At 35.2% G+C, this 13510-nt stretch carries 18 protein-coding genes; 10 read left to right on the top strand and 8 right to left on the bottom strand.

All coding sequences use genetic code 11. The features are described from left to right. Window positions 1-114: 114 nt before the first annotated feature. The 7 genes from LNQ34_RS02385 to LNQ34_RS02355 form a co-directional block, all read right to left on the bottom strand. Window positions 115-717, bottom strand: a complete 603-nt coding sequence (locus tag LNQ34_RS02385) for an HPP family protein (protein ID WP_202700834.1) — start codon at window positions 715-717, stop codon at window positions 115-117. Window positions 718-723: 6 nt separating this feature from the next. Then, window positions 724-2004, bottom strand: a complete 1281-nt coding sequence (locus LNQ34_RS02380) for a chloride channel protein (protein WP_202700833.1) — start codon at window positions 2002-2004, stop codon at window positions 724-726. A gap of 137 nt (window positions 2005-2141) precedes the next feature. Beyond that, complete coding sequence (gloA2, locus tag LNQ34_RS02375) at window positions 2142-2531, bottom strand: SMU1112c/YaeR family gloxylase I-like metalloprotein (RefSeq protein ID WP_229998559.1); 390 nt, start codon at window positions 2529-2531, stop codon at window positions 2142-2144. Window positions 2532-2538: 7 nt separating this feature from the next. Further along, complete coding sequence (locus LNQ34_RS02370) at window positions 2539-3105, bottom strand: sugar O-acetyltransferase (RefSeq protein WP_229998558.1); 567 nt, start codon at window positions 3103-3105, stop codon at window positions 2539-2541. 9 nt (window positions 3106-3114) lie between these two features. Continuing rightward, window positions 3115-3573: a YciI family protein gene (locus LNQ34_RS02365; protein ID WP_202700830.1), complete on the bottom strand. Its 459-nt coding sequence runs from the start codon at window positions 3571-3573 to the stop codon at window positions 3115-3117. Window positions 3574-3622: 49 nt separating this feature from the next. Next, a complete protein-coding gene (locus LNQ34_RS02360; RefSeq protein WP_229998557.1) occupies window positions 3623-4114 on the bottom strand; it encodes a hypothetical protein in 492 nt (163 codons plus the stop codon). 10 nt (window positions 4115-4124) lie between these two features. Beyond that, the gene (locus LNQ34_RS02355) at window positions 4125-4583 is read right to left on the bottom strand and encodes a DinB family protein (protein ID WP_229998556.1); all 459 of its coding nucleotides are present in this window, start codon (window positions 4581-4583) and stop codon (window positions 4125-4127) included. Between the two features lie 137 nt (window positions 4584-4720). Between LNQ34_RS02355 and LNQ34_RS02350 the strand changes: the two genes are divergently transcribed. The 10 genes from LNQ34_RS02350 to LNQ34_RS02305 all read left to right on the top strand — a co-directional run bounded on the left by LNQ34_RS02350 (window position 4721) and on the right by LNQ34_RS02305 (window position 12193). Beyond that, on the top strand, window positions 4721-6880 hold the full coding sequence (locus LNQ34_RS02350) for a TonB-dependent receptor (protein ID WP_229998555.1): 2160 nt from the start codon (window positions 4721-4723) through the stop codon (window positions 6878-6880). Between the two features lie 341 nt (window positions 6881-7221). Continuing rightward, the gene (locus LNQ34_RS02345; protein ID WP_202700826.1) at window positions 7222-7629 is read left to right on the top strand and encodes a DUF2141 domain-containing protein; all 408 of its coding nucleotides are present in this window, start codon (window positions 7222-7224) and stop codon (window positions 7627-7629) included. A 43-nt stretch (window positions 7630-7672) separates the two neighbouring features. Then, entirely contained in the window at window positions 7673-8296 is a 624-nt protein-coding gene (locus LNQ34_RS02340; protein WP_202700825.1) for a hypothetical protein, read from the top strand. A gap of 21 nt (window positions 8297-8317) precedes the next feature. Continuing rightward, window positions 8318-9676, top strand: a complete 1359-nt coding sequence (locus tag LNQ34_RS02335) for a 2TM domain-containing protein (protein WP_229998554.1) — start codon at window positions 8318-8320, stop codon at window positions 9674-9676. Window positions 9677-9678: 2 nt separating this feature from the next. Further along, window positions 9679-9993, top strand: coding sequence for a 2TM domain-containing protein (locus tag LNQ34_RS02330; protein WP_202700823.1), 315 nt, complete (start codon window positions 9679-9681; stop codon window positions 9991-9993). Next, the gene (locus LNQ34_RS02325) at window positions 9983-10312 is read left to right on the top strand and encodes a 2TM domain-containing protein (RefSeq protein ID WP_202700822.1); all 330 of its coding nucleotides are present in this window, start codon (window positions 9983-9985) and stop codon (window positions 10310-10312) included. Before LNQ34_RS02330 ends, LNQ34_RS02325 begins: the two co-directional genes overlap by 11 nt. Window positions 10313-10314: 2 nt before the next feature. Beyond that, window positions 10315-10620, top strand: coding sequence for a 2TM domain-containing protein (locus tag LNQ34_RS02320; RefSeq protein WP_229998553.1), 306 nt, complete (start codon window positions 10315-10317; stop codon window positions 10618-10620). Window positions 10621-10630: 10 nt separating this feature from the next. Further along, the gene (locus tag LNQ34_RS02315) at window positions 10631-11002 is read left to right on the top strand and encodes a 2TM domain-containing protein (RefSeq protein WP_229998552.1); all 372 of its coding nucleotides are present in this window, start codon (window positions 10631-10633) and stop codon (window positions 11000-11002) included. Between the two features lie 18 nt (window positions 11003-11020). Beyond that, on the top strand, window positions 11021-11389 hold the full coding sequence (locus LNQ34_RS02310; protein WP_017495242.1) for a 2TM domain-containing protein: 369 nt from the start codon (window positions 11021-11023) through the stop codon (window positions 11387-11389). Between the two features lie 36 nt (window positions 11390-11425). Next, window positions 11426-12193: a LytR/AlgR family response regulator transcription factor gene (locus LNQ34_RS02305; protein WP_202700819.1), complete on the top strand. Its 768-nt coding sequence runs from the start codon at window positions 11426-11428 to the stop codon at window positions 12191-12193. Window positions 12194-12484: 291 nt separating this feature from the next. On the opposite strand, the gene LNQ34_RS02300 is transcribed toward LNQ34_RS02305, so the two are convergent. Next, on the bottom strand, window positions 12485-13510 hold the full coding sequence (locus LNQ34_RS02300; protein WP_202700818.1) for a COX15/CtaA family protein: 1026 nt from the start codon (window positions 13508-13510) through the stop codon (window positions 12485-12487).

Raw genomic sequence — 13510 nt, 5'->3', positions numbered from 1 at the left:
CGTTGTTTTTATTGAAAGGGCAAAGGTAAAGTATAATTAACGATTTACGAATTTTGATTTACGAATTGTTGAAAATATTTTTCTTTCCTTTAAGAGAAAGATTGGTAACTCTTATTATCCCTTTCTACTCAGACGTTTTCTAATCTTATGGTAGTGTTTGTGGTAGGTGCTATGACTTGGGTAAATTCTGCTGGAAGTCATGTTGTTGAAAATCAAAGCGGTCACAAATAAAATCAACACTCCAACTAACACAGGAGACAGCACATACATATACCCTAGATTTTTTATTTGCGGGGAAGCGGTGACAGCGATAAGGGCAGTGGCTCCTCCGGGTGGGTGAAGTGTTTTGGTAATCTGCATGAAAATAATAGAAAGAGATACCGCCAAAGGTGCCGCGATCCAGACAATATCCGGAACTAATTTATTTACAGAAACCCCAATAATTGCTGAAATCAAATGACCGCCAATTAAATTTCGGGGTTGTGAAAACGGACTTTGTATGATTCCGTAAATCAAAACACTTGAAGCGCCAAATGAACCAATAAGATACACAAGGTCACTTCCTCCAAAATGTATCGACTCCAGATAAGCCAAAATTCCAATTCCGACAAAAGATCCCAGAAATGACCAAAAATGTTCTTTGTAGTCAATTAAAGTTTCTTTGTAAAGGATATAACGTGTTTTGCGGTAACCTCTTTTTATGTTGGGAACGGGCATGATGTATTATTTTGAAATGCTGGGAGAATAAGAATATACAGTGTAAGGATATATCATTTTTGCAGTATATTTAGAAATCAGGCAAACTACGAGAATAGGCAGAAATAGAGTATAATCGTTGGTTAAGCCACAGACTAAGAATATTGCTGTAAAAGGAGCGTGGATGCTGGCGCTTAATACAGCTGCCATACCAATAATCATAAAGTTTACCGGAATTACGTGTACATGAAAAAAGGTATTCAATACAGAGGCCAATAGTAATCCTAAAAAAGCACCAATGAACAAGCTTGGAGCAAATACACCGCCATCGCCTCCGGAAGCCAATGTGATTGAGGTAACGATTGGTTTTAGAATTAATATACCAATAAAGGTTAGTGATAAAGTCAGTGTTAATGGAATTTCAGAAGTAGTGGTGAATATTCCTTTTATAGCGTGATATCCTTCTCCATACAATTGAGGGAAAATAAAAAGAGAAATACTTAAAACCACTGAACCAATTAAAATTTTATAATAATGCGTATCGATTCGTGAGAATTGAGATTTAAAAAATAAAACGCAACGGGTCAGATAAACAGAATTTACTCCGGCCAGAATTCCTAAAAGAATGAAGTAAGGAATGGCTTTTAAATGCCAGGTGGTAATAGATACGGCAAATAGCGGCTCTTCTTTCAAGATAGTAAGTAAACCAAAAGCAATGGAAACGGCAATAATATTGGAAATAATAAAAGCGCGTGTTACTTTTCTGGAGATTACTTCTAAAGCAAATAAAATTCCCGCAATCGGACTGCTGAATAAAGCGGTTACTCCTGCTGCAACTCCTGCACATATTAGTTCGGTTTTGTATTGGCGAAAGACATTTTCTTTTTGTTGTGCAACAGAGCCAATGGTGGCGGTGGCCACTACGGTTGAAACCTCAATTCCGGTAGAACCTCCAAAGATAACCGTCAGTAATCCGTTGATGAAGTGGGACGGAATTTTATAAGAAGGCAAGTTTTTGGAAGAGGATTTGGTGCTTTCGAAAACCTCTTTAATGCCCTTGTTTTCTTTTTTCTTAAAGAGATATTGTCTGAGAAAGTAAATAACGGATAATCCAAAAACAGGGAAGAGGATATAAAAAACAGGATTTACGGAGACTTCATGAAAGAAAATTTCTTCGTAATATTCGGTGATTTTTTTGAGTGAGATTCCTAAAAAGGCAGAAAGAAAGCCAATTAACACGGAAACAATAACTAATTTTTTGAGGACAATAAATTGATGATTTTTTTTGATTTTCGCCGTTTTGTTCATCAGAGATCGATTTTGAAATCGCAATTTTTTATGCGGATTACAAAATTAGTTAATCAAATTCGGTTTTTAATACAAATCGCTCCCTATATTGTGTTAAAGTTATCAGTGAAAGAAAATGTTTTCTGTTCGTTTTCATCTTATCTTTCATAAAATTCAATAGGCAATTCGTCTGGATCGGCAATAAAAGTGAATCGCTTATCGGTAAACTCATCGATTCGGATAGGTTCTGATTCGATATTTTTAGTGTTTAAAAAAGCGATGGTTTCCTCTAAGTTAATGACTTCAAAAGCCAAATGACGCAATCCGACAGCTTCGGGTCTTGAAGGCCTTTTTGGAGGATTAGGAAACGAAAACAATTCGACGATATAAGTACCATTCAGAGCCAAATCGAGTTTGTAGGATTGACGCTCCTCGCGATAGATTTCTCTAATAATGGTAAGTCCCAAAACTTCGGTATAGAATGTTTTAGATTTTTGATAATCCGAGCATAAAATGGCAATATGGTGAACTTTATTTAAGGTAAGCATTGTTTAATTATTGGGGTTCCTGATTTAATTTTCGAATAATTTTTGCCGGATTTCCAACGGCCAGTGAGTTGTCGGGAATATCTTTGGTCACTACTGATCCTGCACCAATCACACAACCTTTTCCGATGGTGATCCCCGGACAGATTACCGTATTTCCGCCAATCCAGCAATCGTCCCCGATAGAAATGGGTAAGGCATTTTCGAGTGTTTTTCTGAGCTCAGCGTCAAGTGGATGCGTGGCGGTATAAATTTGAACGTTTGGTGCAAAGAACACATTTGAACCAATATTGACCGGAGCACAGTCCAGAACAACACAGTTTACATTAAAATAAACGTTATCGCCACAGGAAATATTGTAGCCATAGTCACAATGAAAAGGAGGTTCTATATAAAAACTCTTGCCTGCATTCGGAATCAATTCTGCTAAAATTTCCTTGGCTTTTTTGGTCATTCGGTATTCGGTGACGTTTAAGCGCTGCAGTAAGTTTTTGGCTTTTCGGCGTTCTTTTACTAAAATAGGGTCACCTGCCAGATAATATTCTCCGGCAATCATTTTTTCCTTTTCGGTTTTCATAAAGTGTTTTTATATTTTTTTCTTGGCAATTTTGTCGTGTATTTTTAAGGTTTCCTGCAAAGCTGCTGTGGCGTACCAAGGGGTTAATTCGGCTTCCAGCAGATTGGCTTTTATGGCAGGATCTGTAGCTACCAATGCTTTTGCTTCCTCTATGGTTTCAACATTAAAAATGTAGATGCCGCGATAATTTCGATCGTTTTTCATAAAAGGACCGGCAACAACCAATTTTCCTTCTTTGGCTAATTTTCCAATATTTTCCATATGACCTTCAAACAGTTTCTTGCTTTCTTCTTTGGATGCGGTGGTGTTGCTTCCGGATTTTAAAAGGCAGAAGACATATTTTTTCATTCCATATTCGTCGGCATTCAGAGATTTAGCGAGTTTTTCATCGAATTTAGTTTCTGATTCCTGAGAAAGAGCGATAGTATTAACTATAAAGAATGTGAGTAAAAAGAGATTTTTTTTCATGAGAGAAAAATTTAAAGTTACAGTAAAATATTGTGAAGTCTTTGAGACGTTATTCATTGAAATCATCATCTTCATATTTCAAATCTGTAAAATTTGGAATTTTTATATCACTATTTTTAACTTCCCAGCTTTTGAAGGTGAAATCTTCAATTTTGCGGCTGGTATCAAAATCCAGTTCCAGATTAGTTTGTCTGCAAAAAGCTAATATAGCGGCATAGCCTACAATTGTAGGATTTGTGTCTGTAGCAATTAGTCCTTCTACTTTTTTTATCTTAACAGTCCATTTCGTATCAGTTTTAGAAAAAACAAATTCGAGGCCCTTGATAACTGCTTTTCTCCAATTTCTAAAATGTGCTTTACCAGGTTCATCTTTAGCTGGGATGCTTACAAAATTGCCCATTCCGCCCCAGCCTTTACCGTCGTATTCTTCTATGATTTCATTTTGATTATCGTTTTTACTGATTTCAAGATTCATAATAGCAAGAAAAGGTTTTCCATTTTTAATTTTCTGCCATCGGTAATCTAATTTTTCATCAATCATTATAAAATTTTTAAAGAAGTTTTTTCAAGATAACAATTTGTCCTAAATGATACACATCATGCTGAATAATTCCGTGAAGATGTTCATAATAAGTATGACCATTATGCACATATATTTTAGCCAAATCGGCATCATCAAAATCCTGAAAGAAAGTACTCCAGGCTTCCTGTGATTTTGCCAGACTTTGAAGTGATTGCTCCCAGGCCGCTTCTGATGGATCCAATACAGGCACAAAATAGTTGTGATCCGGCGTTATTACCGTCTCTCCCTGCATACGGTTTAGAATGTTTCTTCTCCATTGGATCAAATGGTTGGTAATTTCCCAAATGGTATTTAAGTTAGGATTTATCTTCCGGTAGGCCTGTGCGGCAGTTATATTTTCTAAAGTTCTGGTTAAGTTAACTTCCAGCCATGGATCACCATTATAAATGGATTGATACAGATTTGAAATTCTTTTGCTTTCTGACATAAGTGAAGATTTTAGAATTCATAGCTAAGATACAAATTAGATATTTACAACTCATCCTTAAAATTCTACAATTGGGTTATTTAATATTTTTTAACAGGAAATGTTAAAATACATTTGCTCTATCAAAAACCAAAATCATGAAAACCAAAATTACTTTTATTTTATTATTCTTTACCATTTTTACTTTTGCCCAGAATACGATTTCAGGAAAAGTGGTTGATCAAAAAGGAAAGCCGGTTCAGGGCGCTAATATTTACATAGACGGAACTTATGACGGAGCGACAAGTGCTGAAGATGGTAGTTTTTCATTTGAAACCAGTGAAAAAGGAAATAAATTTTTGGTAGTGAGTTTTTTGCTTTTCGAAACTTTCAAACAGGAAATAGATGTTACCAATTATAAAGATCAAACGGTAAAACTAAGAGAGAATGTAAATGCACTTGACGCCGTTGTTATTACTGCAGGAACATTAGAATCAGGTGATAAAGCAAGAGTTTCAGTTTTAAAACCTCTGGATATTGTGACTACTGCCGGATCAGCGGGAAACATTATTGCAGCTTTACAAACTTTACCGGGAACACAAAGTGTTGGCGAAGATGGACGTTTATTTGTTCGTGGAGGGGAGGCAAGCGAAACACAAACTTTTGTAGACGGACTTCGTGTAGCACAGCCTTATGGCGCAACGACTAATAATTTACCCACCCGAAGCCGATTCTCTCCATTTTTGTTTAGCGGAATTGCGTTTTCAACCGGAGGATATTCCGCAGAATATGGCGAAGCTTTATCAAGTGTTTTGTTGCTAAACACTCAGGATGAACCGGATCAGAATAAAACGGATATTGCTTTAATGACTGTGGGTTTAGGAGTAGGGAATACTCAAAAATGGAAAAAAAGCTCGTTCAGTATCAATACCAATTATATTAATCTGGCACCTTACCAGGCTGTAATTCCGCAAAACGTAGATTGGAATAATCCGTATCAGTCTTTGGGAGGGGAAGCTGTATATCGCTATAATTTTGAGAGAGGAATTTTTAAATTCTACGCTGCTTTTGATGCAGAGAAATTCGATTTGAATCAGAAAAATGTCAATTTCGCTAATCCTATCCGAACGGATCTGGACAACAATAACTTTTATCTGAATGCCTCTTATAAAGGAGATTTTGGAACAGGTTGGCAACTCACATCTGGAGTTAGTTACGGATACAGCAAAAACAAAATTAAGTTTGATATTAATGATGTAGACAACAATGAAAATGCAGCACAGCTAAAATTAAAATTGAGAAAAAACATCTCGAATTATTTCAAGTTGTCATTTGGAGCCGATTATTTCATCACAAAGTTTAATGAAAATTTTACGGATAATAATACTATAAAAACGGCAAATGGCTATGATTCTAATATTGCCGCTTTTTACACCGAAGGAGATATTCTATTCTCGAAAAAACTGGCTGCAAAAGTAGGTTTCCGACTTTCAAATAACAGTTTGCTGAACGAAACCAACATTGCACCAAGAGCTTCTCTGGCTTATAAAATTTCAAAAACCAGTCAGTTTTCATTTGCTTACGGAGATTTTACGCAGACACCAGTAGTTGATTATATTAAATACTCCAAATACCATCAGTTTGAAAGTGAAAAAGCGAGACATTATATCTTAAATTATCAGTTCACCAAACCGGGGCAAACTTTTAGAGCAGAGGCCTACTATAAAGACTATAGCAATTTAGTACAATACAATACGAGAGAAATTCAGTATAATTCGGTTTTCAACAACAACGGTTCGGGTTATGCAAAAGGATTGGATTTGTTTTGGAGAGACAGCAATCTGCATAAAAACCTGGAGTACTGGATTTCTTATTCTTATATCGATTCAGAGAGACAGTACAAGAATTTTCCAGCGATGGTAACTCCTAGTTTTGTGGCTCATCATACCCTGTCTGTCGTAACCAAATATTTTATTACCGATTGGAAATCTCAGATTGGTTTTACTAACAGTTTCAGCTCCGGACGTCCGTACAATGATCCAAATCAGACGCAGTTTATGAATGGAAGAACAAAAGCATATAATAGTTTGAGCTTCAACTGGGCTTATTTGTTAACCACTCAAAAAATTCTGTATTTCTCTGTTTCAAATGTATTGGGAACTCAAAATGTTTTTGGATATGATTATGCAAGGAATCCCGATACCAACGGAGTTTACAACAGACAAGCCGTGATACCAACCGCCGATCGCTTTTTCTTCGTTGGTTTCTTCTGGACCATTAGTCAGAATAAGAATGAGAATCAGTTGAAGAATCTCTAAGTTGCTGAGGTTCTGAGAGACTAAGGTACTAAGATACTTATGACACTGAGCTATTTAGAAGAAACCTTAGTACCTTAGTCTCTCAGAACCTTAGTACCTCAAAAAAAAACAATTCAGTCATCAAAATCAACAACTCGGTATCATTTAATTTTAAAAGAATAAAATCCGATATACTTTTGAAGTATAAATTAAAAGGAATAGAGAGAGAGGTTAAGAATTACAAAATCAAAACCTTTGAGCCTTTTGTCACCCTGAATCTTTGAACCTAAAAAAAAAAGAGTTTTAATCATCATCAGAAAAAATCAGAGTTTTAGTCATTTAGAACCTTAAAAAAAGAAATCATGGTCAAAATTATCACTTTACTTATGCTGTTTATCTGCAGTTTGTTATCTGCGCAGAATGTAAACCTTACAGTTGCTGTTTCAGGTTTGAAAAACAATAAAGGAACTGTTAGAGTAGGTTTGTACAATTCCGATACAACATTTCTTAAAACGACTTACAAAAGCATAGTTTCCGAAATTAAAAATAATGAAGCTACGGTAACTTTTGTTGGGGTTCCCAAAGGAGAATACGGAATCTCGACTTATCATGACGAAAACAGCAACGGAAAACTGGACCGCAATATGATGGGAATTCCTTCTGAAGATTATGCCTGTTCGAATAATGCCAAAGGATTTATGGGACCTCCAATCTATAACGATGCTAAATTTAGCGTAAACAACGATTCAAAAGTTAACATCGTATTTTAAAACATCTAAAACTAAAAACAGTAACCAATTTAACACTATCAAAATGAAAAGAATTATTACCACAATCGCATTATTTACCGTATTGCTAACTTCGGCACAAACACAATTTGAACAAGGAATGGGAAAAGCTTTCGGGCTTTGGAAAGAAGGAAAAAATACGGAAGCTTCGGCTATGTTTGAGAGAATTGCTGCAGCAGAAAAAAACAGTTATTTGCCAAATTACTATGTAGCCTTAATCAATACTACAGCAGCATTTTCTGAAAAAGATAAAACGAAAATCGATTTGTTGCTGACGAAAGCGCAAGATGCACTGGATACAGAATTTATTAAAGATCAAAATAATGCCGAGCTTTATGCGATGCAGGCTTTAATCTATACAGCCTGGGTAGTAGCTGATCCAATGACAAACGGAATGAAATATTCGGCTAAGGTGATGGAAGCTTATGCAAAAGGAAAAGCGATAGACCCGAATAATCCGAGAATTGTTTTTGGTGAAGCGGATTATCAGATTGGAGGAGCAAAATGGTCAGGGGTTGATACCAAACCGTTATGTGCACAAGTGGATAAAGCTGTCGAACTTTTTGCTACTTTTAAACCAGCGACACCTTTTTCTCCAAAATGGGGACTAGAAAGAGCTTTGGAAACACAAAAGAATTGTAAAAAATAAATTTAATACCAACAGAATAGAATGAAAGATCATAGAAACTCATTTGCTGATTTAAAAAGTGGAACAATTATGTGTTTCAAGATTTCTATGGTCTTTACCATTTTATTCTGTGCCTTTCTTGGTACCGATTTAAATATTGAAAATGTATTACTAACCTTCGGGATAAGCTGCCTTTACTCTTTTGGATTGGGCTTTGGTAACGGATTTATTAACGTTCTTTTAGATAAAAAATGGGATTGGCTGGAACAAACCAATCTAAGGGTGTACTACGGAATTTTGATTACCATATTGTATACCGTTCCGGTTGTTTTGGGAATCAATTATGTTGTTTGTGTATTTGTTCAGGACCTTCCGCCGGATCAGTTTTTTAGTGAAAGAATGATTTGGGCACACCTTTTTTATGTGATTCTGTCTCTCGGAGTATCAACTTTCATGCAGGCCCGAAGCTTTATGGTGAAGTGGAAACAGGCATCCAAATTTGAAGTAACACAGCAAAAGATTATTGCAGGAACGGCCAATGCAAAATTCGAAAGTTTAAAAAATCAAATAGACCCGCATTTTCTTTTTAACAGTTTAAACGTTCTTAGTTCTTTAATCGAAGAAAATCCGGATAATGCACAACGATTTACGACCTCTTTATCTAAAATCTATCGCTACGTTTTAGAGCAAAAAGACAAGGAGCTGGTTTCTGTTGAAGATGAACTGTCGTTTGCTAAAACCTATATGAATTTGCTTAAAATGCGATTCGAGAACAGTTTGTTTTATGAATTACCAACGAGCAATATCAATCCCGATGCAAAAGTAGTTCCGCTATCCTTGCAGCTTTTATTAGAGAATACAGTAAAACACAATATCGTTAGCGAGCAAAAACCTTTGCATATCAGGATTTTTGTAGAGGGAGATTATCTGGCGATACAAAATGATTTTCAGAAGAAAGAAGTTTTGCAGGACAGGCAGGGAGTAGGATTGCAGAACATTGTGAACCGATATTCAATTGTAACTAACAGAAAAGTTCTGATTGAACAAAACGAAGAAAATTTCACCGTTAAAATTCCAATTTTAACCAAACAAATTACAGTCATGGAAACAAGTGCAGAATATAGCGACGAAAATAAAGCTTATTTCAGAGCTAAGAAAAGAGTAGAAGAACTAAAAGGTTTTTACGGTAACGTAATTTCATATTGTTGTGTGATACCATTTTTAATTTTTATAAATTTGAGGTATTCTCCTGGATTTCAGTGGTTTTGGTTCTCGGCTTTAGGCTGGGGGTTTGGGGTTGTCATGCATGCTTTTAAAGTATTTGGGTACAGCTCAGATTGGGAAGAACGAAAAATAAGAGAGATTCTGGAACGGGAAAACAAACAAAAAAACTGGAAGTAGCCATGGAAAAGGATTTTATTGAAGCAGAACGTTTTTATCAGGCCAAGAAAAAAGTAAAAGAAATTAGAGAGTTTTACGAGCACCTGGCGGTTTTTATACTGGTAAACATTATTGTGATAGCCGTAAATCTTATAACCTCGCCCGAATATTTATGGTTTGTCTGGTGCGTTTTGGGTTGGGGAGTAGGAGTAGTCATTCATGGACTGACAGTGTTTGATATCCCGCCATTTTTCAGTAAAGACTGGGAGGAGAAGAAAATCAAAGAAATTTTGGAAAAAGAAAGAACCAGCAAATCTAAAAATAATTATGGAAACTAATTTTAATAAAGAACAGGAAGATTTTGAACTTCAAAAGATGGCAAGTAAAAAGGTGGTGAAGTTAAAGGCTTTTTACACTCATGTGATTTTCTATAGTGCAGGTCTTATACTTTATATTTTAAAAGATTATTTTGGGCTTCCGCTTAATATTTTTCCTGTACAATATCTGAACGGATTTGTCATGTGTATTTGGACTACTGTTTTTGTAGTATCGGCAATAGAGATATTCGCTTCTTTTAAAATTTTTGGAGAAGAATGGGAAGAGCGTAAAATGAAAAGCATTTTAGAGAAAAAGGAAAAAAAACAAAAATGGGAGTAATCATGGAAGTAGATTTGAATGAAGAGGATAAATATTACCTCGCAAAAAAGAGAGTGGAGGAAATCAAAGGTTTCTATGGCAATCTAACGGCATACGTTATTGTAAATCTGGTTCTGATTTTTATCAATCTTTATACATCACCAAGACATTTATGGTTTTACTGGCCCTTAATGTGGTGGGGAGTTGGAGTGGTTTTTCACGGTTTGAAAGTCTTTAAAGTGTTTCCGGTTCTCGGAAAAGACTGGGAAGAGAAAAAGATCAAAGAACTGATGGAAAAAGAGAGAGAGAATAAAAATAAATGGCAATGATTATAGTAAAATGAGACGATATAGAAGAGACAGGTATGAAGCTTTCAGGGATGAAATTAGTACAGACGAAAACTATAATTTAGCCTACAGAAAAGTGAAAAAAATCAAAGGTTTTTACACGCACTTAAAAGTGTATTTGATTGTGAATGCCATTATTATAGTTTCTAATTTAAACAGAGATTATTTCAGCCATAGTGTTTATGAAAACGGATTGTTAGACTGGCGTACCTATTCGACAGCGATATGCTGGGGAGTAGCTTTAGGCATTCATGCTTTTACCGTATTTGGCCCTGATATTTTTTTCAGCAGTGAATGGGAACAAAAAAAGATCCAAAAGTATATGGAGAGAGAGGCACAGAACAATAATAAAAAATGGCAATAATTTTTAAATCAAAATAATATGGGACAGTTTAGAAGACAGATGTACGAAGAGTATTCACATGAGTTTAGTACAGACGAAAGTTTCAATTTGGCATATAAAAAAGTAAAAAGAATTAAAGGCTTTTATTCGCATTTAAGAGTTTATATATTGGTGAACATTATCATCATTGTTTCAAGTCTGAATCAAAGTTATATAGGAGATCATTTTGTCATTAGAGGATTCCGTGATTGGGAAATTTACTCGACTGCATTTTTTTGGGGGATTGCTTTAGTGATTCATGGAATTTCCGTTTTTGGCCCTGATGTTTTTTTCAATAGGGATTGGGAGCAAAAGAAAATTCAAAAAATAATGAAGAAAGAGGCTGAAAATAAAAATAAATGGAAGTAATTTTAAACTGAATTTTTAATTTTTGCATCTTACAAAATGACCACATTAATTATAGAAGACGAAAAACCGGCGGCAAGATTACTACAACGAAAACTCGAAAAGTTAGATATTGCTGTAAAGACCATGTTACATTCTGTTGAAGAATCCGTTTATTGGTTTGAAAATAACGAACATCCGGATCTCATATTTCTGGATATTCAATTGTCTGATGGTTTATCGTTTGAAATTTTCGAAAAAATAAATATTCAGAGCGCCATTATTTTTACCACGGCTTATGATGAATATGCTTTAAAAGCATTTAAATTAAACAGTATCGATTATCTTTTAAAACCCATTGATGAAGATGATCTGGAAGTTGCTGTTGCAAAATTCAGAACCAGATTACCAAAAACAAGTTCAGAAAATTCAAATTTGCAACTTGATTTTGAACAAATTCGTCAAATGTTGTCAAACCCCTTTGAAAAGAATTATAAAAAACGATTTACAGTTAAAATCGGACAGCACTTAAAGGTTATTACCACAGACGAAATTGAGTGTTTCTTTAGTGAAAATAAAGGAACCTATATTCATACTTTTGATAATCGAAATTATTTAATTGATTCGACTTTGGAAATCCTGGAGCAGGAAATCGATAAAAAAGATTTCTTTCGCGTTAGCCGAAAATTCATTGTTCCGCTTACCGCGATAAAAGAAATTCAGGTATATACCAATTCACGGCTAAAGGTAATTTTACCTACTTATAAAGAGGATGAGGTAATTGTGAGCCGCGAGAAAGTACAGGACTTTAAAAACTGGCTGGGGTAAACTTATTTAATACATGTATCGTTCCTATGGAACTTTTTTGTGGGTTGAATTTATTTTTCAATGGATTAAAATCCATTGCTACAATATTGGTCATTCCTTCGGAATTTTATAATGTGCCTGAACAGTTTTAATAGTTAAGACAAAGAGCCATTGGCTCGACGCATTTTGTAGGAGCGGATTTTAATCCGCTTTAAAAAAAAGGTTATCAAATATAGAGAGCCTTGAGTTCGGGCCATATTCTAAATAAAAAAGAGCTGGAATTTTCCAGCTCTTTCTATATAATTTAAGTTATTATTTACTCAATCGGTGCAAAGTGTAGGTCATGGCACTCAAAAGGAAAAAAGCCATAATTTGATGAATTAATCCTAAAGCTAAAGGAACGCTGTATAAAAGTGTAAAAACGCCCAGTAAGAACTGAATGAAAACAAAAACAAGAAGAACGTCGATTCCCTTAGACTGATTTCTGGTTAGAGAAAATCGAGTTCCTTTGTAATATAAGAAAAGGATAAGCGCTACTACTACATAAGCAAAAGTTCTATGCACAAACTGAACTCCGCTTTTTCCTTCGATTAAGTTTTTAACCAAAGTTGGTTGTTCAATAAAAACCGAATCGTGAATAAATTGTCCGTCACTCATTAAAGGCCAGTGATTGTGTATTAAACCGGCATTAAGACCTGCTACAAATCCGCCGTAAATAATTTGAATCAGTAAAGCGACAAGAGCAATTCTTGCGATATTACGAAGCGGAATTATTTTATAAACATTGCGTTCCGGATAAATTAAATCTAAGGCAACCCAAAGTGTATATGCAAAAGTAATAAAGGCAAAAGTAAGATGAAGAGAAAGTCTGAAATGACTAACATCCGGATTGTCGATTAATCCGCTGCGCACCATAAACCATCCTAAGAACCCCTGAAAACCTCCCATTGCCAGAAGAACAATACATTTGTTTATGGTTGGACGATCGAGTTTTTTTCGAATTAAAAAATAAACAAAAGGAACAAAGAAAACCAGTCCGATGATGCGTCCAATGAAGCGGTGGAACCATTCCCAGAAATAGATGAATTTATAATCTGAAAGCTGAAAATCGTTGTGAATATTAATTTTTTGGTATTCTGGGAATTTCTTGTATTGTTCAAATGCTTCATTCCATTTTGCTTCTGTCAGTGGAGGAAAAGTATCTGTTACCAAATGCCAGTCGGTCATGGATAAACCTGAATTGGTCAGACGGGTAATTCCGCCAACGACAACCATTAAAAACAATAAAGCACAACCCGATAGCAACCAGATGATTACTGATTTATTTTCTTTTTTCAT

The sequence above is a fragment of the Flavobacterium lipolyticum genome (assembly GCF_020905335.1).
Lineage (GTDB): Bacteria > Bacteroidota > Bacteroidia > Flavobacteriales > Flavobacteriaceae > Flavobacterium > Flavobacterium lipolyticum.
The sequence above is the reverse complement of the archived record's forward strand: the minus strand, read 5'-3'. Positions and strand labels throughout refer to the sequence as shown.